This is a genomic window from Chitinophaga ginsengisoli (assembly GCF_003014595.1).
Classification (GTDB): domain Bacteria; phylum Bacteroidota; class Bacteroidia; order Chitinophagales; family Chitinophagaceae; genus Chitinophaga; species Chitinophaga ginsengisoli.
The window spans coordinates 579,480-603,528 of sequence record NZ_PYGK01000001.1 but is presented as its reverse complement, the minus strand read 5'-3'; the positions used below and the strand labels follow the sequence as shown (position 1 = coordinate 603,528).

General features: G+C 46.6%; 16 protein-coding genes. 3 read left to right on the top strand and 13 right to left on the bottom strand.

Annotation, left to right across the window (positions count from 1 at the left end; all coding sequences use genetic code 11):
• Complete coding sequence (locus tag CLV42_RS02545) at positions 1 to 1,311, top strand: DEAD/DEAH box helicase (protein WP_106600318.1); 1,311 nt, start codon at positions 1 to 3, stop codon at positions 1,309 to 1,311.
• A gap of 53 nt (positions 1,312 to 1,364) precedes the next feature.
• Here CLV42_RS02545 and CLV42_RS02540 read toward each other — a convergent pair whose 3' ends face one another.
• The 3 genes from CLV42_RS02540 to CLV42_RS02530 form a co-directional block, all read right to left on the bottom strand.
• On the bottom strand, positions 1,365 to 2,879 hold the full coding sequence (locus CLV42_RS02540; protein ID WP_211303375.1) for a SusD/RagB family nutrient-binding outer membrane lipoprotein: 1,515 nt from the start codon (positions 2,877 to 2,879) through the stop codon (positions 1,365 to 1,367).
• A gap of 22 nt (positions 2,880 to 2,901) precedes the next feature.
• A complete protein-coding gene (locus CLV42_RS02535; RefSeq protein ID WP_106600316.1) occupies positions 2,902 to 6,198 on the bottom strand; it encodes a SusC/RagA family TonB-linked outer membrane protein in 3,297 nt (1,098 codons plus the stop codon).
• A 90-nt stretch (positions 6,199 to 6,288) separates the two neighbouring features.
• On the bottom strand, positions 6,289 to 7,290 hold the full coding sequence (locus CLV42_RS02530) for an NAD(P)H-dependent glycerol-3-phosphate dehydrogenase (protein WP_245901418.1): 1,002 nt from the start codon (positions 7,288 to 7,290) through the stop codon (positions 6,289 to 6,291).
• Positions 7,291 to 7,449: 159 nt separating this feature from the next.
• Here CLV42_RS02530 and CLV42_RS02525 point away from each other — a divergent pair, with 159 nt between their 5' ends.
• The gene (locus CLV42_RS02525; RefSeq protein WP_106600314.1) at positions 7,450 to 8,463 is read left to right on the top strand and encodes a hypothetical protein; all 1,014 of its coding nucleotides are present in this window, start codon (positions 7,450 to 7,452) and stop codon (positions 8,461 to 8,463) included.
• Between the two features lie 248 nt (positions 8,464 to 8,711).
• On the opposite strand, the gene CLV42_RS02520 is transcribed toward CLV42_RS02525, so the two are convergent.
• Both CLV42_RS02520 and CLV42_RS02515 read right to left on the bottom strand, forming a co-directional pair.
• On the bottom strand, positions 8,712 to 10,757 hold the full coding sequence (locus CLV42_RS02520) for a glycoside hydrolase domain-containing protein (protein ID WP_106600313.1): 2,046 nt from the start codon (positions 10,755 to 10,757) through the stop codon (positions 8,712 to 8,714).
• Positions 10,758 to 10,867: 110 nt separating this feature from the next.
• On the bottom strand, positions 10,868 to 11,146 hold the full coding sequence (locus CLV42_RS02515; RefSeq protein ID WP_106600312.1) for a hypothetical protein: 279 nt from the start codon (positions 11,144 to 11,146) through the stop codon (positions 10,868 to 10,870).
• A 213-nt stretch (positions 11,147 to 11,359) separates the two neighbouring features.
• Here CLV42_RS02515 and CLV42_RS02510 point away from each other — a divergent pair, with 213 nt between their 5' ends.
• A complete protein-coding gene (locus tag CLV42_RS02510) occupies positions 11,360 to 11,914 on the top strand; it encodes an RNA polymerase sigma factor (protein WP_106600311.1) in 555 nt (184 codons plus the stop codon).
• 92 nt (positions 11,915 to 12,006) lie between these two features.
• Here the strand turns inward: CLV42_RS02510 and CLV42_RS02505 are convergent, their stop codons facing one another.
• The 8 genes from CLV42_RS02505 to CLV42_RS02470 all read right to left on the bottom strand — a co-directional run bounded on the left by CLV42_RS02505 (position 12,007) and on the right by CLV42_RS02470 (position 23,975).
• Positions 12,007 to 13,362 carry an efflux RND transporter periplasmic adaptor subunit gene (locus tag CLV42_RS02505; protein ID WP_106600310.1) on the bottom strand — a complete coding sequence of 452 codons (1,356 nt, stop codon included), beginning with the start codon at positions 13,360 to 13,362 and terminating at the stop codon, positions 12,007 to 12,009.
• A 33-nt stretch (positions 13,363 to 13,395) separates the two neighbouring features.
• A complete protein-coding gene (locus CLV42_RS02500) occupies positions 13,396 to 14,850 on the bottom strand; it encodes a TolC family protein (RefSeq protein ID WP_170117365.1) in 1,455 nt (484 codons plus the stop codon).
• A 169-nt stretch (positions 14,851 to 15,019) separates the two neighbouring features.
• Positions 15,020 to 15,682, bottom strand: coding sequence for an ABC transporter ATP-binding protein (locus tag CLV42_RS02495; RefSeq protein ID WP_106600308.1), 663 nt, complete (start codon positions 15,680 to 15,682; stop codon positions 15,020 to 15,022).
• Between the two features lie 72 nt (positions 15,683 to 15,754).
• Positions 15,755 to 15,934 (bottom strand): hypothetical protein, encoded by a 180-nt coding sequence (locus CLV42_RS02490; protein WP_106600307.1) that lies wholly within the window; start codon positions 15,932 to 15,934, stop codon positions 15,755 to 15,757.
• A gap of 102 nt (positions 15,935 to 16,036) precedes the next feature.
• Positions 16,037 to 18,424: an ABC transporter permease gene (locus CLV42_RS02485; protein ID WP_106600306.1), complete on the bottom strand. Its 2,388-nt coding sequence runs from the start codon at positions 18,422 to 18,424 to the stop codon at positions 16,037 to 16,039.
• 21 nt (positions 18,425 to 18,445) lie between these two features.
• A complete protein-coding gene (locus tag CLV42_RS02480) occupies positions 18,446 to 20,803 on the bottom strand; it encodes an ABC transporter permease (RefSeq protein WP_106600305.1) in 2,358 nt (785 codons plus the stop codon).
• 43 nt (positions 20,804 to 20,846) lie between these two features.
• Positions 20,847 to 21,536, bottom strand: a complete 690-nt coding sequence (locus CLV42_RS02475; protein WP_106600304.1) for an ABC transporter ATP-binding protein — start codon at positions 21,534 to 21,536, stop codon at positions 20,847 to 20,849.
• Between the two features lie 36 nt (positions 21,537 to 21,572).
• Positions 21,573 to 23,975, bottom strand: a complete 2,403-nt coding sequence (locus CLV42_RS02470) for an ABC transporter permease (protein WP_106600303.1) — start codon at positions 23,973 to 23,975, stop codon at positions 21,573 to 21,575.
• Between the last annotated feature and the right edge of the window lie 74 nt (positions 23,976 to 24,049).

Genomic DNA, 24,049 nt, shown 5'->3' with positions numbered 1-24,049 from the left:
ATGCAAAAATACGCTAACATACTCTCCGCCTTCAAAATCGACGCGCTCAATGAAATGCAGCTCGCGAGCATTGAAGCCAATCAACAGGCTGACAATATCATCCTCCTCTCCAATACCGGCTCAGGAAAAACCCTCGGTTTCCTCCTCCCTGTATTAGAGTTATTAGATAAAAACATACCCGGCACCCAGGCATTAGTCATCGCCCCTTCCCGCGAACTGGCCATGCAGATCGAAAAAGTCTGGAAGACCATGAGCACTGGTTATAAAGTAACCTGCTGCTACGGCGGACACCTCAGAGAAACGGAAGAAAACAACCTGCTGGAAGCACCAGCATTGATAATAGGTACTCCGGGAAGATTGGGAGACCACATCCGTAGGGAGAACATCAAAACAGAAGGTATCAAGACCCTAGTCCTGGATGAATTCGACAAATCACTCGAACTCGGCTTCCAGGAAGAGATCGAATTTATCATTGAATCTCTGCCGAATCTGAAGAAACGCATCCTCACCTCTGCCACTGAAACCGTAGAGATCCCTGATTTCGTAGGACTCCAGGACCCGGTAAAACTGAACTTCCTCACAGAAGAAAAATCAGAAGCACTGGCTATTCAATATGTAGAAAGTGAGGATAAAGATAAGATAGACACCTTATTCAGACTGATCTGCCGACTCGGTAACCGGTCAACGATCGTCTTCTGCAACCACCGGGAAGCAGTAGAACGGACAAATGGTCTCCTAAAAGACAAAGGCCTGACAACCGTATTCTACCACGGCGCCATGGAACAACAGGAAAGAGACGCGGCATTGTGCAAGTTCAGGAATGGTACATCAAATATACTGGTAACTACCGACCTCGCCGCCCGCGGCCTCGACATTCCAAATATCAGGTACATCGTCCACTACCACCTGCCACACACAGCAGAAACATATACCCACCGTAACGGCCGTACCGCAAGAATGGACGCCAGCGGTACCGCTATCCTCATCATAGGACCAGATGAAAAAATGCCGGCCTATGTAGAAGAAGAAGCGACCCAAATCACGCTGGAAGACAACTACGAACTACCGGAAAAGCCCAAATGGACCACCTTCTTCATCGGCGCCGGTAAAAAAGATAAAGTGAACAAGGTAGATATCGTCGGCTTCCTGACCAATAAAGGCCAACTGAAGAAAGAAGACGTAGGGTTAATCGAAGTAAAAGACTTCTTCTCTTTCGTAGCCATCCGTAAAAGCAAAGCCGCTCACACACTCGCACTCATCCAGAAAGAAAAGATCAAAAATAAAAAAGTTAAGATCGACGTAGCAAAATAAAAAATCCGGCCGTTCACCAACAAAGGCGAACGGCCGGACAATGCAAAAAGAAATCACTTCGCTATCCAGGGACGCGTATTCAAGTCATCCGCACCTTGGCGGCTAACAGCTGTGTTACGATTAGTCCCGTTCAATGACTGCTCTTTCTGAGGATAAATAAATCTTACAGGTACCTTGTTGTCATTCAGGTTAGACGGTCCGGGAACGATCGCCGGCATACCTGTTCTCTTCCAGTCAAACCAGGCTTCCAATCCATTGAAGTAATAAGCGATCCATTTCTGTAATGCGATCTTCGCCAGCTTCTCTGCCTGTGCGCCGGTATAGGCTACGGTAGCTTGTGTCAGGTAGTTAGCTGGCATCGTTACGTCAATACCATATTGAGCAGGTACAATGCTCTTCCAATAGTTAAAGTTGGCAGTAATACCATTAGCGTAGTAAGTAGCCGCATCACCAGTAGTGATCATATTACGTTCCCTTGCTTCTGCCAGGGTGAACTCCAACTCAGCATAGGTCATGAGCAGGGCTCTTGGGGCTGCAGGATCTGGTGGGGCCTGACCGATGTCGTTACATACCAGGCAAGCGAAAGTATAACCTACCCTTGATACACCCTGTACACCACCATTATATTTTAACGCATCTGCGTCGTTCAATCCGTTCGGAATACCGGAGATTACCGGCGTACCAGCTGCCACAGACTTCTGCGTCGGACGACCGAACACTTTCAAACGGGGATCACCCAGTGTTGTCAGACGGTCAACCAGCGTCTGGCTCACCCTGAACTCATCAAAGGAACCTACACGCGCAGTATACATCGGCCATTGGTTAGGTGCTGCAGACAGGTATTTCAGTTCCGCATTATCTTCATTACCGGTGAAAACAGGATAGGTAGCAGCATCCGCAAGAATACTTGTCATTTCCGCACTTACATCCTTCTGCTTTGACAAACGCAGCAGATAACGCAGACGCAACGAGTTGGCCAGCTTGCGCCATTTCACGATCGCAGTAGCGCCGCCACCATACAGGATATCGCCTTCAAGATTAGGTCTCGCCTTAACCAAAAGGGCATTCGCTATTCTCAGATCTTTCAAAATGCCGGTATATACATCTTCCTGTTTATCGTACTCCGGCTGATAAATGCCTTCCAGGTTCGCCCTTCCGGCCTGTGAATAAGGTACATCACCATATGCATCAGTCACCTGGGCAAACATCCAGGACTTCAGTACCAGCGCTACGCCGAGATAAGGACTAGTAGAGTCAGTGCCCACAGCCCTCAAAATGTTCTGCAGATTACGGTAGTTGTTATACACCGCATCCCAGGTACCGTTCTGCTCTCCCCAGAGATAACGGTCTTCGTTCACAAACTGGATCTTCGCATGATGCTGTACAACGATGTTACCGATACCCCAGGCGGAGTTCACCTGCTGGTTCATCATATTCCTGATCACACCACTTAACAGCAGATCAGGGGTTACACTGGTGGGGTTATTCTCATTAGTATTCGTCTCACTAAAGTCATGCGTGCAGGCGGATAAAAGGCCGGCTAGTAAAAATATCTTTAAGAATTTCATAATTGCTTGTTTTGGATGATCATCATAATTTGAAGCTCAGGTTCACACCGTAACTACGGCTGCTCGGTAAACTCATGTACTCAATACCTGGCAATGCAGTACCTCCGGAATAAGACATCACCTCTGGATCAACGTGTGGTACATTATCCCACAGGAAGAGGTTACGACCCACCAGCGATACGTTCATACCTTTAATGATCCCCTTTTTGAAAGAACCCGGGAAAGAATAACCGATCTGCAACTCACGCAGCTTTACAAAGGATGCATCGTACATCACACCCTCTGCTATATTACGACCTCCGGTCCAGGCACTATGCCACTCGCGTACTGCTACTTTGGTAGTATTCTGTGTGAAAGCACCATCAGCCGTTTGTACTACGCCATTACCAATTACACCATTACCTGGTTTGCTGATATCATACCCATCCGCACGGCCTTCCAATGTTTCTTTGATGATACCACCTTCGCGACCTACTGTCTGCGTATGAGAATATAGTTTACCACCATGACGGATATCGAACAGGGCACTCAGTCTTACACCTTTATAAGTGAAGCTATTGCCAATACCCATCAGCCAATCAGGATTATAGTTACCCAGCCTGATCCTTTCTGTAGTAGCCACCGGACGGCCATTCGCCGCAAATACCATCTGACCGGTGAACTTACCACTCGGATCATAGTATGCTGCTTTAGGATCTGAACTCTGCACCCGCGCGAAACCGATACCATATAGATCTCCCATACGCTCTCCTACCCTCGCTTCTACAGAGACGCTCCTGTCAGCCATTACATAATTCTTCAGACCATCAGTCAGCTCAATAACTTTACTGCGGTTAGCAGAGAAGTTCACGTAAGCATCCCACGCGAAGTTTTTAGTTTTCACCGGAGTGACATTCAGCATTACTTCCACACCATTGTTACGGATAGAACCGGCATTGATTACACGACTTTCATAACCACTGGTATTAGACAAAGGAATATTCAGGATCTGGTTCTTGGTGTTACTCTGATAATACGTTACATCCAATCCGATCCTGTTCTGCAGAAAGCGGATGTCTGCACCAAATTCAAACGCAGAGCTGATCTCCGGTTTCAGGTTCAGGTTGGATAGACGGTTGGTCTCTTCATATACCTGGTATGCACCATAAGGATCGCTACGGTTGAAGGTCTGTGTGAATGCGAAAGGATCAGTATCATTACCCACCTGCGCGAAGCTGGCTCTTAATTTAGCGAAGCTGATCACAGCAGGCAGTTTGATCATATCACTGATAATACCGCTCAGCGCTACAGAAGAATAGAAATAAGAATTTTGCTCATTACCAAAAGCCTTCAGATCTTCCGGCAGACTCAGGGCGCTGCTCCAGTCGTTACGACCAGTTACATCCAGGAACAGTTTGTTCTTGTAAGAAACACCGGCAGAGCCGTAGAAACTGTTGATACGTTTACCAACATTGTTCTGGTTATTTACCAACGCTATCCTGGAATTGGTCAGACGGTAAATGCCAGGTATGTTCAATTGTCCGGCGATATCTTCATTGAAACGAGAAGTCTGACGCATCTGGTTGCCACCCAGTGTAGCATTCACAGAGAAGTCACTATTGATTGCTTTATCCGCAGTGAACAGGAAGTCTGTATTACGCTCCTGGTTGATGATGTTCACCTCGCGATACTCACCATATGGGAAACGCTGGGTACTGAATGCCCTGTGGTATTCCCTGCGCTCGCTGCTCCAGTCGGTAGCAGTGCGCACCTGCAGGTTCAGCCAATTGGTCAGATCATATCTTAAGATGATATTTCCGATGATACGGTCATAATACTGACCATTGGTGTTCTGGTAAACAGTTAAGTAAGGGTTATCATGATAGTTGTAGTTCCAGTTGTACTGCTGCTTGCCATCCAGGAACTTGCCATCCAGACCACGCTGCCAGAGACGTTTCAGGTCGCTTACACGTACAGATGCAGGTAACCAGCAGTTGAACAGGTACATGATACTTTCTGTACCATAGCTAATGGAAGGACGGTTATCACTTTCACCTTTGATATAACTTACAAAAGCTCTTGCGGTGAATTTAGGCGTCAGGTGATACCCTGCTGAGAAACTGGTGGTATGCCTGTCAAGCCCTGTATTAGGTACGATACCCTTCTGATGCAGGTTGGTATAGCTCAAACGGAAGTCGCCGTTGTCATTACCACCTACCAGGGCTACGTTATTGGTAATAGTATTTCCTGTTTGCAGGAAGTTCTTCAGATTATCATTATCCGGCAGCCATGCAGATGGAGTGATCACACTACCTGCAGGCGCGTTCATATCACCACCGGTATAAGGAATGGCCTGGCCATTCAGTGTACGGGGAGAGTTGAACTGCGGAAACAGTTGTCCTTTAAACGCTGGTCCCCAGCCTTCGTCAGTACCATCAGATAAACCAGCGCCACCGCCGTTTACGAAGGCGAAATCACCGCCACTGGCATTACCCTGGCCATATGTTTTCTGATACTCAGGCAGCTTCAGGGCTGATTCAAAAGTAACATTGCTGTTCACTTCCACACCCAGACCTTTCTGTTTCTTGCCCGATTTGGTTTTGATCATTACTACGCCATTCGCTGCGCGGGAACCATACAATGCGGCAGCGGCAGGACCTTTCAGGACGCTCATGCTTTCCACATCATCAGGATTGACAAAGCTGGCGCCATTTCCGAAGTCCACTTCCAGGTTGTTACTACCGGAGCCGCCGTTGATAGCATTGCTGATCGGTACACCATCCACTACGTATAGCGGCTGGTTCTTGTTCAGGTCTACTGAACGTTCACCACGGATGGATACCCTGGCGGAACCACCTACTCCCGAAGGACTACCAATCACAGTAACACCAGCTACTTTACCCGCCAGCTGATTCACAATGTTGGACTCCCTGGCAACAGTCAGGTCTTCGCCTTTTACTTCCTGTAAGGCATATCCCAGCTTCTTACGTTCTTTTTTTATACCCAGTGCGGTTACCACCACTTCACCCAGTCCCCGGGTATCTGTGGCCAGTATGATGTTGGCGGCAGCTCCACCTTTTACTTCCTGTGTAGTGAAGCCAATGCTGCTGATAATAAGGATGTCATCATTGCCGGCGGAGAGGCTGAAATTGCCGGCATTGTCTGTAATGGTCTTTCTGGCAGCACCTTTCACTTGTACGGTGGCTCCAGGTAATGGTTGCCTGTCATCTCCGGATATTACTTTCCCGGTGATGACCTGCTGGGCCATCGCTCCAAAGGAAAATAACAGGAGGAAAATGCCTGCAAGAAATGTCTTCAGGCGCAGACTGGTTGCGGTCATAGCAGAATATTAGGTTTAAGTAAGTTGTTATTCTGCTGCGAAGATTACAATCCAATCTTATCAAGGCTTTAACAAACCGTTAACAGTCAGTTAAATAAATCCCTTTTCCAGGGACAAGAAAACTTCACGGGGATTTAAGTGTTGCCATAACATGGTATAAACTGCCTGAGCCACAGGCATATAGGCGCCCACTTCCATGTTCATTTCGAATAAACACTTGCTGGCATAATAGCCTTCAGCGATCATATTCAATTCCAGTTGGGCGGCTTTTACGGAATATCCCTTACCGATCATATTACCGAAAGTGCGGTTACGGCTGTGGAGGGAATAACAGGTTACGAGCAGATCGCCCAGATAGGCGCTGGCGTTATAATTATGTGTACCTGCTTCTGTATGGTCTTTCCCATAGGCATCCAGGAACTGCTGCATTTCCCGGAAACAGTTAGTGATATATACACTGAGGAAGTTATCGCCATATTCCAGGCCATGGGCAATACCTGCACCCATCGCATAAATGTTTTTCAGTACGGCCGCCAGCTGCACACCGATCACATCGTGGTTCACGATCGTTTGCAGGTAACTGTTAGTGAACATATCTGCTATCTCCTGCGCAGACTTTTCCTGCTGTCCTGAAAATGTCAGGTAAGACAGCTTCTCATTCGCCACTTCTTCCGCATGACAAGGACCCGTGATCGCAAAATATTGTTCCGGTGGGAAATCGAACATTTCAGACAGGTAATCATTGATCAGCAGGTTGTTGCCCGGCACCAGGCCTTTCACCGCAGAAACGATCTTTTTGCCTTTCAGTGCCTCTGGCGTTAACTGTAGCATGACTTCTTCAAGAAAAGCAGAAGGTACTGCCAGTACCAGTACATCGCTGTTGGCAACTACCTGTTCCAGGTTGCTGCTCAGGTCTACTAAAGTTGTATCGAAATATACTGAGGTGAGATAATGCCTGTTGTGATGACGCAGCTGCATATAACGGATTGTATCTTCATTCCTGATCCACCAGGAGATCCTGTTCCCATTATCCGTTAAAATCTTGGCTAACGCTGTTGCCCAACTGCCGCTGCCTATAATACCTGCTTTCACGTATCTGTCTTTTTCCCGCAAAGTAAGGAATTAAGGGCTAATATTACCATATCGTTAAGCCCACCCCGCCGATGGTTAAAATGCCTTCTCTGTGAAACTTACTCTGGTAGTCCCTCATTATCCCGGCACTATTTATTAAAAGACAACAATTGCGAACCTATGAAAACACTCCTCCACAAACTGAGCCTGCCAGCTCTCCTGTTCGTGCTGGCATCCACCATCCTCGTTTCCTGTAGCAAAGAAGACGCGCAAAAATTGAAACCGGAAACGCTTGGCGCCACGCAGGCTGCTGTAAACTTCAATGAGGACCTGGCTTACCGCTGGGCGCCTGTTCACTACCAGGACGTTGACCAAACTGGTGATTACGCTGTTGGTGGTAAAGCTGACTACATCACCGCTATCAATTTCGATGGTGACTGGGTTGGTACCAACAACTGGAACAACATTGCAGGTAACTACACCGCTGCTGCCAATGTATATTATTCAGTAGCTGAAACCAGCACACACTGGTTCATCAACTACGCATTCTTCCACCCACGCGACTGGACAGATAACCCTTTCGGTTACTACCTGGACCAGCATGAGAATGACTTCGAAGGTATCGAGGTAATTGTCAGAAAAGATGGTTCTACCTATGGCGCACTGCAGGCAATGGTAACCACCTTCCACAAAGATTTCTTTAGCTATACCGTTTCCGGTAGCTCATGGCAGAATAACCACGAGACCAATGACGGTACCCTCACTGTGGAAAACTACAACAACGAATCTCACCCTACTACCGGTCAGGAAGCTAAGGGTCATGGCCTGAAGGCTTACCCTTATGTGAACATCGTTGGCGATGGTATCCGCTATGTGCCAGGCCGCACCGCTGGCGTTCCTACCGGTCCGGATGACCGTAACGTATCCTACAAACTGGTAGATGTTTTTGCTGCCGGTGGGTTATGGGAACAGCGTAACAATACCCAGCTGTTTAACAGCCCTTCAGGCGGTCTGGTTAGCAGCTACGGCGATGGCGGTGCCAACGCTCCATGGGCATGGAACGACGGCGACGATGGAGATGTTCAGAGCGGTGAGATCGCCACTGATCCTGCCAAGATGATCAACATCTACTACAAGAACCTGGGTACGTTCGACCTGACCTATATCCATAACCAATACAAGGGTATTAACTGATGCTGATAAGGGCCGGGTGCCTGGGGCTACTCATATATAAACTGTAGATGACCTACATATAACCCATATATAACCCATATCTTTTTAGATATGGATTATATATGGGTCATATATGGCTTATATATGGGTTATATATGGGTTATCTCAGGGAATGCACCAGGATAGCGACCTTACAAGGATTGTATGAAAAGCTATAAATGTACTCTCTTTGTTATCAGATAATTGTATAAGTATATAATGTGCTATATCTATTGTTGGCTGCCTATTTCTGCGATCCATTTGTTACCTAAACCTTGTTTCTCATCCGGCTTATCGCCGGCTACAATTTCCAGCTTTCCCCCATTGGTGATCTCTGCATGCGTGATCCAGTTACGGTCCAGTTTCTTCCCGTTCAACCATACCTCGTGGATGTAGACATTCCGGTCATTGAAGTTCTTTACGTGAACAGAGAAAGGTTTACCGCCCGGCCATTGCCATTCCACTGACTCGAACAAAGGAACGTTCAGGTAATATACCGGCGATCCTATACAGGCGGGAAAGATACCGGTGGATACCAGCACGAACCAGGAAGACATGGTACCGGCATCGTCGTCCATCGTTCTGACGTAGGCTGCTGGCTGGTTTTTGTAGATGATATCTATCTCAGACCCAATACCACGGCTGTTATCGTTGAAGTAATGCTGTACCATAGTATCCACGGCAATCTTGTGTATCAGGGCCTGCGATTTCCATGGCTGGTTGGTTACATTGTACATGAACGGTACCTGCAGGTCCGGTTGGTTGGCATGGCAGTAATAATCATCCCTAAAGAATTCGTCCAGTTGGGAAGTGTAAGCCTGCTCACCACCACATAACTCCATCAGGCCTTTCAGGTCAAAAGGCACAAACCAGCGGTACTGCCAGATAGTTCCCTGGTATAATCCCCTGGCCTGCATACGGTCTACATCCTTGCGGGTGAGGTCCTGGAAATCTTTCTGCCAGTGCTTTTTATATTCCGCCGCCTGCTGCCGGTACTGGTCGCCACGGGTTTTATCTTTTAAAGCATAATAGATCTCAGATAATGCCCAGGCATCGTAAGAAGACTCCAATGCCTTGTCAGGATGCGCATAATCGAGGTTCTTAACCTCCTTCTCCACCGAGTCGGCAATGGCCTTAAAATCGAGCTGATAGCCCTTTTTTATCGCGTCCAGCAGTACTACAATGGCATGTTCTGTTCTTACGGTAATAGACGGCTCATGCAGGGTAGCATAATCCTTTTTGCCATGCTGATATAATCCGGCGATGGAGGTGGTCATATCCTGGTATTCCTGTGGGAAGGCGATAGACAATAAAGGCAGCTGCGCACGATAGTTATCCCAGATGGCCCAGCCATTATAGATCTTACCGCTGGTGTGCTGCAAGGTGCCATTAGTGGCTGCATAAGCGCCATCAGGTTCAGACACTACGTAAGGAGATTGCATAGACCTGTAGAACAGGGAATAAAATAACTTCTCCCTTGCAGGATCACCTTTCACTTTGATATGGCCCAGGGCATTGTTCCAGTCCTGCTCACTTTTGTGTTTTATCACATCAAAGGCGTCCCGGTTGATAGCTGCTTTTGCATAGGAAGTACCTACAGAAGATAGTCCAACCCTTACACCAAGGTCATTTTCTGTAGTAGTCGCCACCAGTTCATGCGCCTGGGTGGCGGTCCATTTTACCGGATGATCTGTTTCCAGGTAATAGTAGATTCTGTATACACCGGCGCTACAGGTCGTTTTTGACTCGATCCAGCCGCTAACAGCATTTCCGTCAACAGTATGCTCCTCTGCTACAAAACGGCCTACATGGGCATGTCCCAGATCCAGTAGCAGTCCTTTTTTACCTACCGGGAAATGGTACTGGTGCTGGCCGGTGTTTTTGTATACGGTGAAAGAGGCGTTGATGCCATTGGTAAATCCTACATGATAATAACCTGGCGACGCCTGTTCCTCATATTTGATCAGGTCTGCCTTTACAGGACCATCACCGAGAAAGGGGCGCACCAGCAGGTTGCCACCACATCCCTGACAGCCTACACCCTCCATACGATTGTGGGTGAAGCCCAGGAATTCTTTGGCGAGATACTCGTATCCTGTATGGGTGTCGGGATAGGTTTCCGGGCCAATACTTAACATGCTGAAAGGATAGGAAGCTGAGGGAGACATTTGTCCATGATCCCCGGAAGAACCCAGGAACACATTCACCTGACCTGTTTGCTGAGCAGCTGCGGAAAGGGAAAGCAGGCTCAGTAAGTATAATAGACTCTTTTTCATACTAAAGCAAAAGCCCTAAATATATAGCACACAGCCCGCATATAACAGTTAACTGTTACAGGCGGGCTGTTAAATATATATTATCAGTATTTGCTCCTGATGAGGTGTATTTATTCGGCTGCTTTTACTACTTCTGCTTTCGCTGGTTTAGCCGGTTTAGCAGCTTTCTTGGCTACTTTTTTCTTGGCGATCGCTTTCTTTTTAGGTTTGTCCAGACCTTTACTCAAAAGTTTGGCAGCTTTCCTGATACGGTTCCTGAACTTAGTGTCCCCTAGTTCGGCTTTCAGATCAGCTAATAAGAGGTCCAGCTTCTTTTCAATGGTTGTGCGTGCTTCTTTACGCGATGCTTTAGCGGGCTTTGCAGCCTTCGCTGTATCTGTACTTGACATAATCCTTAAGTCGTTGTTTTATTCGATAACATAAATTTAATGTTAAATTAACATAGGCCAATGTTAAGTTTTTGCCGAGAGCGATACTGGTCTGTAATTTCCTGCTTGTCTATAGTTGTCAAGGCGCCCTCCAATATTAAGTCTTCATGATAATTTGACATCACCCTTTCTCCACGCCACTCCTTCCCCTATTTTTAGTGACCGCTTGGAAATATGACTACAGATCAACCCGAGACGCTGACAGACCTCCCCCACGTCGGAGAGTCGCCTGCCTTTGAAACCCTTTTTAACACTTACTGGGAATCCCTATACCAGTATACAGCCCGTGTATTGTGCAGTGAGGCCGATGCACAGGACCTGATCCAGGACCTCTTTACAGACCTCTGGGAAAGACGGCATACCCTGCGTATCACTTCCCACATCCGCTATTACCTGTTCAGCGCTGCCCGGAAGATGATACTTCGTAAGTTCAGGGACGATGGCCTGAAGGAGAAACACCTTGAAAGGTTTGTGCAGTATGAGGAACAAGGCACTGAACTCACTATGAGCGCTATTATCCACAAAGACATTATTGCCCAGTTGCAGGATGACCTGCGGGCCCTTCCCGAAAAGGAGCGCCAGGTATTTGCCTGGTCGCATTTTGATGAATTGAGCATCCGGGAGATAGCGTCAAAGACGGGGACAGCAGAACAAACCGTACGGAATCAGTTGAACAGTGCCTACCGGAAAGCGCGCCTGTTGATGAATAAACTGCTTATTGTCCTATAGATCCCGTTATACCTATACCATTTAACCATTTAGAGACATAAAAAAAGCGGCCCCGTTTTTACGAGGCCGCCCTTTTTTATGCTGGAATATTTTTACTTACCTGTGTTTTCAAACAGTTCTTTCTTCGGTACCACTCTTACCTTCTTGCCCTGATCCAGATCTTTGGATACTGCGGAATAAGGAGCACTGATCACTTTGTCTCCAGGCTTGAGGCCTGTTAACACTTCAATGTTGGCGTCATCCTGCACACCGGTGGTAACTGTCACCAGTTTCACTGTTTTATCAGCCTGTAGTACGAAAACAACCTCTTTCAGATCTTTACCGGTTTCCTTTGCAGCGGCCAGGTCTTCTTTCTTGGCACCTACTGCTTTGGAGCTGTCAACAATATCCCGGGTGGTTACTGCATTGATAGGCACTGCCAGCACATTGCTCTTCCTGCGGGTCTGGATATCCACGCTGGCACTCATGCCCGGGCGGAAGGGGAAGTTCTTTGGATGGGCGGGATCAATCAGGTCCTTATAGCTATCAGGCAGAATGCGGATATGTACGATATAGCTGGTTACCTGTTCTGCAGAAGAAGAGGAGGTCGCCGTACTGGTAGCAGCGCCTTTGCTGGAGCTGGCAATCTGTGTCACAATACCTTTGAACTTACGGTCGCTGTAGGCATCTACTTCTACAATAGCCGTATCGTTATATTTTACGCGGGGAATGTCATTCTCTCCTACATCCACCTGTACTTCCATGATGTTCAGATCAGCAATACGCATGATCTCTGTACCGCTCATCTGACCGGTGCCTACCACGCGTTCTCCTTTTTTAACAGGCAGCAGTGATACCACACCACTCATCGGCGCTACGATAGTAGTACGTTTCAGATTGGTGTTTGCTTCTGTCAGTCCTGCTTTTGCACTCTGTACAGCGTAACGGTTACTGTTCACCTGCTCTGAAGCAGCGTTATAGTCTGCCAGGGCTGAGCGGTAAGTAGCTTCTGCTGTTTCAAATTCACTGCGGGACACTACTTTCTGTGCCAACAGTTCTTTGTTACGGTCATAAGCAGCTTTGCTCTGTTCCAGTTTGGCTTTGAATGCATTGAGTGAAGCAGCGGTATTAGCTAGCTGGGCCTGTGCCTGGCTGAGGGAAGCGGTTGCCTTATCGCGTACAGAACCATATACATCGGCATAGATACGCACCAGTACCTGTCCTTTCTGTACGGAGTCGCCTTCCAGTACAGGAAGGTCTACAATTTCACCAGATACGTCAGAGCTGACCTTTACTTCTGTTTCAGGGTAGATCTTACCGCTGGCAGAAACCACCTCTATTATAGTTTTTTCAGCGGCATTATCTACTGCCACTTTTATGCTGTCGTCTTTACCGGCTTTACTTACGGCTACAATGACAACCGGCAAAATAATGATCCCCAAGATCCAGAAAAGTGTCTTTCTCTTCATATAAAACGGCGTATTTCAAAAGGAAGGGAGCTGCTACAGAGAGACCTTCTGGTCCCTGTAAAACTCCAGTAGTTTCATTCTAAATATATATTCGTATTGGGCTGATACCTTATCGATCTGCGCTCGGAACAGGTTGTTTTGGGTAGTAATATAGTCAATTGTATTCATTAAACCCAGATCGAACCTTTTGGTGGCAAAATCGTATGCACGCTGAGAAGACGCCACTCCTTTGGATGCGGCGGAGAACTTCTGTATAGCGGCCATTGCGTTGGCATGAGCAGTATAAATATCCCTGCGTAATTGCTGAAGGTCCTGATCCAGTGTCAGCTTTTGTGTTTCAATATTCAGCTTGGCTTGCTTTACGGCCGTTCTCTGTTGCCAGCCGTTCAGGATAGGAATGTTCAGCGAAAGTCCTACGGACTGACGGAAGTTATTGTTGATCTGATCGCTGAAAGGAATGGTAACCAGTTTATAACTTGGCGTCTGACCAGTAGACTTTACTGTATAGGTGGTTCCACCTATTGCCACTTCACCGATATCTTGTGTAAAAGGAGTATATCCTGTAATCACCTGGTTTTTCGCACTGTTGGCATAACTGGTGTTCAGGTTACCGGAGGCAGACAGGCTCGGATATAATAATCCTTTCTGAGAAGCGTAAGTACGCTCCAGGGATTTTATCCTTAACATATCGCCTTTTATGGCCGGGTTGTTTATCTGTGCGGCGCTGAAAACCATTTCAGGGTCTACTTCATCCAGGCGGGGAATGGCTATTTCAGTAATATTTCCTGGTACCTGTGGCACATAAGGCACATCAAAGCCCAGGTTCAGATAGGCTTTCATCTCTAATGTAGACATGATCACATTGTTCTGTGCTGTGATCAGGTTTACACTGTCATTCGCCAGTTTGGTTTCCAGGTCAGCCTGGTCACTTTCCGGTTTGGAACCGGCAATCACCAGCTTCTTAGTATTCTCCAGCTGGGAAGCGGTCAGTTTCACCTGCAGCTCACTGATATGTACCTGTTCCATGTTGAGCAGGATCTGTAGGAAAGAAGCGGCAATATTAAACGACACATTATTCTTCGCCTTCTCCAGGAAACGGTCCTGTGCCTGCGACTCATAGTTTGTGGCGGCTATCTGGTTACGACGGTAAAACCAGTTGAAGAGTGTTACATTGGCATTTGCCCCTGCACCTACGTTAAAGTAAGACTGGGTAATGATCGTATTGGTATACGGGTCAATGTTACGGCCGGAACCATAAGTAGCCTGCACGCCTGTGCTAAGGGTAGGGATCTGCGCTAACTTGCTTTGCTGGTACGTCAATGCTGCAAAACGCTTTTGTACGTCTTGTTGCTTGATCGATATGTTGTTTGCCAGCGCGTAATCAACAGAACGTTGCAGTGTCCAGGTGTCCTGCGCCTTTACGGTCGCAGAGTTAGCAAACAAGATGCACAGTGCCAGGATACATCCCGGGATTTTGGATATTTTCATGACCTTCCAAAAATATAATAATTGTGATGATAACATAAATAAATTCTTTATGAATGGCGTAAAATATTCGCAGACAAACAATTCCCGACACCGGGATCCCTATCAGACCCAGTGCCTGCGCACAACAGCTTGATAAGATTACCTGACGTCGGGAATTACCTGTTAGAAATTATGCGATTATCCCGTCACGGATCTGTATGATCCTGTGACCATAAGTTGCATTAAGTTCGGAGTGTGTTACCTGTACTATCGTAATCTTATCCTTTTCATTTAACTGTTTGAAGAGTTCCATGATCTCCTTGGCCTGATCTGAATGCAGATTACCTGTCGGTTCATCTGCCAGGATCACTTTGGGTTCTCCCACCAATGCACGGGCAATGCCCACCAGCTGTTGCTGTCCGCCTGATAACTGGCTAGGGAACAGGTCTTTCTTGGCCACAATATTAAAGCGGTCCAGGATATCGGCTACACGGCTTTTCCGTTCAGCGGCCGGCATGTTCTTATACAATAAAGGCGTCTCGATATTTTCGTACACGGTCAACTCGTCTATCAGGTGGTAAGCCTGGAATACAAATCCTATTGCTCCCCGGTGCAACTGCGTACGTTTCTTTTCATTCATTTTATGCACCGGTTCCCCGTCAAACAGGTACTCTCCCTGGGAAGGTTCTTCCAGTAATCCTAAAATATGTAGCAGGGTAGATTTACCGGAACCCGAAGGTCCCATAATGGATACAAACTCTCCTTCAAAGATTCTGAGATCAATATCTTTTAATATTTCGTTCTTACCAAATCCTACGGGATAATGCTTGGAGATATGTTTTAACTGTATCATTATTATATGCTGTTTAGTAGTTTAGCCGACCCGGTCCTCCCCGGTTGCCGGTCGTTTGTATTTCAATATAATCTATTCTGTTCTTAATGCCTTCACCGGATTCATGGACGCCGCCTTCACTGATTGTATACTCACCGTCAGCAGCGCGTATTTACGCTTGTAAGACGCCTCTACGAAAGAATATTCGAAGGGATAGAACACGCGGTTCCTCCATAAATTCCTCCAGGCTATTTTCAGATAATTCTTTATCATAAAATTTCTTTTTAGTAAGTAATTAAAAGCTATGGGCGGGTAGACACCTGCCCATGACACATTTCACTTGTCATATTTAAACGTAACTACTAAAGAAACTTCTTACTCGGTGCGTAATGATTTAACCGGGTTAGTCATTGCTGCCTTCATGGTCTGTATGCTGACTGTAGCCAGCGCTATAACCACCGCCACACTTCCAGCCGCCAGGAATACCCACCAGGGCATATCAATACGATAGGCGAAATCCTGCAGCCACTTGTACATCAGGTACCAGGCCAGCGGCGTTGCCACCACCAGCGCAATGGCTATCAGTTTAATGAAATCGGTAGACAGCAAGAGGAGAATATTATTAACGGAAGCCCCCAGTACCTTCCGGATGCCAATCTCTTTTGTACGCTGTATGACGATGTAAGAGATCAATCCCAACAATCCCAACGTAGCAAGGAAAATAGCCAGGATGGCAAATGTCAGCACCAGCTGACCGAAACGGAAGTCGCCCCGGTACTGGCGGTCAAAATCATCATTCACAAAGAAATAATTAAATCTTCCTTCCGGTACATACCTACTGTATATGGCTTCTACACCCGCAATGACCTTTTTAATATTTTTTGGATCAACAGTAATGGTCAGCGGGCCAAATGCTTCCGGTTCAATACGCATGGTCAGAGGAGAAACGGTCTCTTTCAGGGAGCGGTAGTTGAAGTTCTTCATCACACCAATAATGGTCCCCTTTCTTCCCCACTGGTCGAATTTCTTTCCAATGATCTCTTCCGGTTTGTTATAACCGAGAGAAGAAACCACCGCTTCATTCACCAGCATGGCCTGTGTGCTATCTGTTGCCATCTCAGGCAAAAAAGTACGCCCTGCCACCATTTTGATCTCGTATTGTTTTATGAAATCATAGTCTACAAAGTACAGGTTAATATTGCTCGCTTGCATCTCCCCGTTCTTCATCTCGATATTACTATATGCCGAGTTCTGGAACCTGCCCGGTATGGCAGATGAGAAGGTTACACCCGACACGCCCTGTACATTCAATACCTGCTGTTTGATGTCATGCCACCTCTCTTTCATATTATTGACACCACCAAACTCCACTACCAGCTGTTGCTCCTTTTTAAAGCCCAGATCACGGCCCTGCAGGTATAACAACTGATAGTAAACGATCATTACCCCTACTATCAATACAATAGTGATAACGAACTGAAACACTACCAATCCCCTTCTCAGGAACAATCCTTTGTTACTGCTGCTGAAAGCACCTTTCAGCACAACTACCGGTTTGTAAGAAGACAATACAAGGGCAGGATAAATACCGGCCAGTAAACCCACGCTTATTGCAATGAGCAGGAACCATACAATAGCGCCGGTGCTGAATATATTGTAAGCTATTTCCTTCCCGGCCAGCAGGTTAAAAGGAGGCAGTAGCAACTGGCTTAACGCCACAGACAATACGAAAGCGAATAAACTGAGCAACATGGTCTCACACAGGAACTGGAATGTGAGCTGCGATTCATACGCCCCTACCGACTTCCGGACCCCTACCTCTCTGGCTCTTTCTGTTGCCCTGGCGGTAGCCAGGTTCACAAAGTTAATAACAGCTATCAGGAGGATGAGAATAGCAACTATAGAGAATATGTATATATTGGTCATGCTTCCCTTTACAGGTGCGTTTCTTTTAGAGGTCATGTATACATCCTTCAAAGGTTCCAGATGTAAAGTGTAGTACATGTTATTCCCCTTCATTGTGCTTCCTATGTGGCTTTCCATAAAGGCAGGCAGCTTCTTCTCCAGTTTGGCAGGATCAGTCCCTGGTGTCAGCAGCAGGTATGTCAGCATACCAAAGTTACCCCATGACTCAGTAAGGTTTTGTCCCATTGCTTCAGCAGTAGCCAAAGAGAGTACCATATCAAAAGGCAGATGGGAATTCTCAGGCACATCCTTCATCAGCCCAGTCACCTTGATGGTAGCTTTTCCGCCGTCTATCTGAAAAGTCTTCCCTATCGGATCTTCCGATCCGAAATATCTCTTTGCATTACTTTCAGTCAGTACAGCTGTGAAAGGCGCTGTCAATGCCTCCTTTGCATTACCTCTGATAAGCGGGAACGAGAATACGTCAAAGAATGTGGCATCAGCATACACCATTTTATCCTCGTCATACTTATTATTACCGATGGCGACCAGTGTATTTGATTGATTTATCCTGACAGACGATACCACTTCAGGGAAATCTGCCTTGATATTAGGGCCCATGGGAGCAGATGTAATGTCTGCTTCTATCAGCTCTGTCGGTGTCTTTACATCTGTTACGACCCTGTAGATCCTGTCTTTATTTTTATGGAATGAGTCATAGCTCAACTCGAAACGCACGTACATAAATATCAGGAAGCAGCAGGTCATACCTATTGTTAGCCCCAGTATATTGATGAAGGAGTAGAATTTCTGCTTTCGAATATTCCTCCAGGCAATCTTCAGATAATTCTTAATCATTACAGTTCTTTTTATGGTTGGCTATTCAGTTCTTAAGGAGCGTACAGGATTGGCCAATGCAGCTTTCACCGCCTGGAAAATTACTGTCAGCAGTGCTACCATGATAGCCAGGCCGCCGGCCATTATAAATACGCCCCAGTTGAGTGTGATGCGGTATGCATAGTCTTCCAGCCATCTGTTCATAATATACCAGGCAAGCGGAACAGACAATGCTATTGATATCATGACGATCTTCAGGAAATCGCTGGTTAACAGCGTTACAATGTTGGTGACAGAAGCACCCAGTACTTTCCTTACACCTATCTCCTTCACCCTTTGTCCGGTGGCAAACGTAGCCAGTCCGAAGAGGCCCAGGCAGCTGATAAAGATGGCGATGCCTGCGAAATAGTTGAACAGTTTACCGGTACGTCTATCCAGTTTGTATATCTTGTCCAGATTGTCGTCGAGGAAATTATACCTGAAAGGAAAGCCCGCATTGTAGCGTTTATAAAGCCGCTCTGCGGATGCCACTGCCTTGTCCATTTCTCCTGGTTTTGTTTTCACATACACCATAAAACTAACGGGACTATAATGGATCACCAGTGGCCCAATTTTCTCATGGAGGGAGGCGTAATGGAAGTCTTTTATAACACCAATGATGATGCCGTCTTTATTCCAAAGTCTGAACTTCTTACCCACCGGGTCTTTCATTCTCATCATTTTTGCTGCCGTTTCATTAATGATGAAATGTGCAGAATCAGCCTTTGAGTTGGTAAAGTTTTGTCCTGCTGTGAATCTGAACTTCATCATTTCCATGAAGTTTTTATCTGCAGAGAATGCATGTGTTATCAGCGATTCATTCTTTTCTTTGCCATCCCAATAGGTATCGCCGGTACTGTTGTCAATGCCGGTCATACTTTGATTGGCCGTTGCCGCTGCGGCAATACCGGGAGAGCTTGACAACTCCTGTACAGCAGCTTCCAGGTGATCGTACATCTGGCCCGAGTAAAAGGAAAAGATATTCTCCTTATCATAACCCAGCGCTTTTGATTTTATATACCGCAGCTGCTGGCCCACTACCAGCGTACTAACGATCAGCACTGTGGCAATGAGGAACTGTACTACTACCAGGGCACGACGGAAAGACACGTTACTGCCGGAAAGGGTCAGTCCTCCCTTTAATGTTTTCAGGGGGTTAAACGAGGATAAAATAACTGCAGGATAAATACCAGCTACTATCAGGGTTACCAGCATGGACAGACCGATGGCAAATATCATTTGCAGGTTCTTCAGACCAAACGAAAGATGTTTGTCAGTAAGATTATTATAGAAAGGGATCAGTAAGAGGATCATAATAACAGCCAGTACCAATGCCAGTGCAAATACCAGCACAGATTCCCATATAAACTGAATGAACAGCTGCCTCCTGCTGGCGCCTACTATTTTACGAACACCCACTTCAGCAGCTCTTTGCATGGCCCTGGCGGTGGACAGGTTCACATAATTCACACAGGCGATCAAGAGTATCACTATGGCGATGATCAGGAATATCCGCACGATCTTGATGCTACCTTCACTCAGATCGGGGTTATACAGGTGTACATCAAACAGCGGCTGTACATTGTATTTTATTGCAGCCTCCTGCTGACCGTCCGGGCGTAATTTGGCCAGTCCGGCAGACACTTTTTCAATGGACGTATGGGGCGCCAGTTGCAGATAGGTAGTGAAAAAGAAGTCTCCCCAGTCATCATCCAGTGTGGTCCAGGATCCATTCCCTCCAAATTTTGCCTGAAGTATGCTGAACGGCAGCATGAACTCATACCGGATACTGGATTGCTCCGGAAAATCTTCCACTAGTCCGGTTACAACATAATTCTTTCCGTCTCCTGCTATAACCTTTCCCATTACATCCGTAGTGCCAAAGTATTTCAGAGCAGCGCTGCGTGTTACAACGAGAGAAGTGTTGTCAAGGAAAGGATGTTGTGCATCACCTTTCAACAAGGGGAATGTGAACATTGTGAAAAAGGACGGTTCCACAAAGCCTATCTTGATATCAAAGAAGTCATTATTGTTGTACGAGAACTTCGAGACGTCCCCCCAGTTATCCCTGGTGCGTACTGCCTTCTGTACACCGGGGATCTCTTTTACAGCATGTACCGCTACAGGTCCCGGCATACCTTCCCAGGTCTGTACATCAGTCCCTGAGGTAAAGCTGACGCTCAGCTTATAGAGGTTATCCCCTTTCTCATGGAACCTGTCAAAACTTAACTCATCCTGCACCCATACAAGTATCAGGATACCTACTGCGAGGCCGATAGCCAGGCCACCTATATTTATACTGCTGTACATTTTATAGCGGCGCAGGTTCCGCCAGCCGATCCGCAGATAGTTATTAAGCATGTGAGTAAGTTTAAATAATGATTGATGTATCTATACCAGGTGCTCAGACATGGAATTGTTCCTTGATATTCTCTGTCACCACACGACCATCGAACAGGTTGATCACGCGGTGCGCAAAACCCGCATCATAAGGGCTATGTGTTACCATCACCATGGTGGTGCCAGCTTCGTTCAGTTCCTGCAGCAGTTTCATTACTTCTTCCCCATTGGTGGAATCCAGATTACCGGTAGGCTCATCCGCCAGGATCATTTTAGGATTGGCTACTACAGCACGGGCAATGGCCACACGTTGTTGCTGACCACCAGATAGCTGCTGTGGGAAGTGGTTACGACGGTGCATAATGTTCATACGTTCCAGTACTTTTTCCACCTTGTCTTTTCTTTCACTGGCAGGTACTTTCAGGTATAACAACGGCAGTTCCACATTTTCGAATACGGTCAGTTCGTCTATCAGGTTAAAACTCTGGAATACGAAACCAATAGAACCCTTTCTGAGCTGTGCGCGCTGACGCTCGCTCATTTTGGCTACCTCATGATCCCAGAAATGGTATTCACCGCCACTGGGATTATCCAGCAGACCCAGGATATTCAGTAAGGTAGACTTGCCGCAACCTGAAGGGCCCATAATGGCAACAAACTCTCCTTCCTTTATTTCCATATTGATTCCATTCAGGGCAGAAGTTTCTATTTCTTCTGTTGTAAAGATCTTTTGCAGATTGACTGTACGTATCATCGACTTCGGTTTAATAATTTTTAAATTGGACGTATATTATTCACTTCTCAACAGCCCTGTAGGGTTAGCACTGGCGGTACGGAAGCATTGTAAGGCAATCAGAATATAGGTTAAACTGAAGGTAATAACACCCGCAATTATAAATGGCACTACACTCATACTGGTACGGTAGGCATAATCATCCAGCCAGCGATCGGCGATGAAATAGGCTACCGGCCATGCAATGATATTGGCAATTAATATAACTGATGTGTATTCTTTCAGGAACAGGTAAATAATATTTCGGGTATCTGCCCCCAGCACTTTTCTTACCCCGATCTCTTTGGTGCGGCGGGTGAGGCTGAAGGCCACCACACCGGCAGCGCCCAGCAATATAATGATAAAGTTCAGCGCTGTGGCTACATTAGCCGCCTGCTTCAGCCGGGTTTCTGTGTTATACATTGACTGAAATTTGTCATCCATAAAGAAATACTCAAACGGGGCATCCGGGAAGCGGGCCTTCCACACAGATTCAATACCGGCTATGGCCTTCCTGGCATCAGCCGTTTGCAGCTTGATACTGAGAAAGCGATAGTATGCCCCTGTATTCTGGGAAAAGAATATCATAGGTGCGATCTTCTGCTGCATATTGGTGAAGTGAAAATCCTTCACGATACCTTTTATCCTAAACGTTCCTCCCAGGGGGCCAGGCGCCTCTATTTGCTCTCCTACTCCTGTTTTCAGGTGTAAAGCCTTTACAGCGGATTCGTTGAGCACCACATCCATAGCGTTATCCTGGTCTGTAAAGAATGCGCCTGCTACTATCTTCAATCCGAAAGTAGCTGCATAATTACCATCGGTTACAAGCATTTCCACATTCACGGGTGCATCACTGGTGCCACCCGGAGGTATGACGGGTAAACTTCCTCCATTCATTCCATCAGGTACTTCATAAGAAATTGTAGCGCTTTTCACGGCAGTATTCCTCATCATTTCATCTCTTACCTGCTCTATACGTTTTAAACCTACGGTATCCCACTGCCGGGGTACGGAAGAGATGACAAACACCTGTTCCTTGTTGTATCCCAGTTCTTTTTTGAAGAAATAATCTATCTGCCGGGAGATGTACAATGTGCATACGAATACCAGCACTGCCAAAGAGAACTGTATTACCAGTGAGCCCTTTCTGAACAATAGTTCCCCTTTGCCTACAGAGATTTTTCCTTTCAACACTTTCAACAGATGGCTAGCTGTGAGCACGAAAGCGGGATAGACTCCGGCAATTATTCCCACAACAGCTACCAGCAACAGGTAAAACAACACCATCATTCCTGAGAAGGACCATACATGCGGTAAGGTTTTGTTCAGCACCTGTCCGAACAGTGGTCGTAACAGTTCAAAGAAGGCAATGGAAAGAAAGGCCGCTATAGCAGTCAGTACAAGTGATTCTGAGAGAAACTGTGCGATCAGCTGTTGGCGTCTGCCACCAAACACTTTCCGCAAACCGATCTCTTTTAACCTGTATACAGAGGTACCTATACTGATATTCACATAATTGATTACAGCCATCAGCAAGACGAAAAAGGCAATGACAGCCAGGATGTAACACATCTTTCTTACCAGTCCGTTATTCGTATCAAGGTAGAAGGTGTTCATTGCTACCAGTTGAATGCTCATGTTATCTTTCAGCTGCTGGTTACAGTTCATCATCACCAGTTTTCTGATGGGCACCGCCAGTTGTTCCGGCTTCACCCCTGGTTGCAGTTTTATATAAGAAGCCGTGCATACACTATTCCAATCCTTATCTGAATCAGGCCCAATGAAGTAACCAATGTTCGGCATAGGCATGAAAATATCACTCTTAAAACCGTTGATAGTAGTCACGGTATTGAGACGTGTTTCACTTTTCAGCACTCCGGTGATAGCATAGTTCCTTTTACCATTTTTGCGGGTATCAACAGTCAGCACTTCATCCAGTACATTCGTTCTGCCGAAAAATTTCATTGCCGTTTCCTCGGTGATCACAATGGAATTGTCATCCCTGAAAGGATGAGCGGGGTTCCCCTGTAACAGCGGTAGTCCAAAAGTGCTTATCGCAGTTGTATCGCCTGGCTGTAGGGACATCCTGAAATGGCGGTCCTTATAGGAGACGTTCGCACTACAGGGAAAAGTTCTGTAGTAATTGGCCACCAGGGAAGGGTAATTATCCTTTAATGCTTTGGCCAGCGGCCCCGGTGTAATGAGCGGCATGTACATATTTTCTGCTTTCCAGGCAGATTGCAGGTAATACTGCCGGGGGAGATCTTTCAGGTTACTGTTCACCTGTTTCTCTTCCCAGATGTATACGGCTATGAGCAGTGAGAAAGTAATACCTATAGCTAATCCTGCGATGTTGATAAAGGAAAACAGCTTCCGTTTGGCCAGGTGCCTTAATGCAATGGTGATGTACATGCCAGTCATGCTGTATATGATTTTCAGGTGAGCGTTCGTGGCGCCACCTCTGCCTGCTTGCAGAGGCGGTCACCCGGAACTAA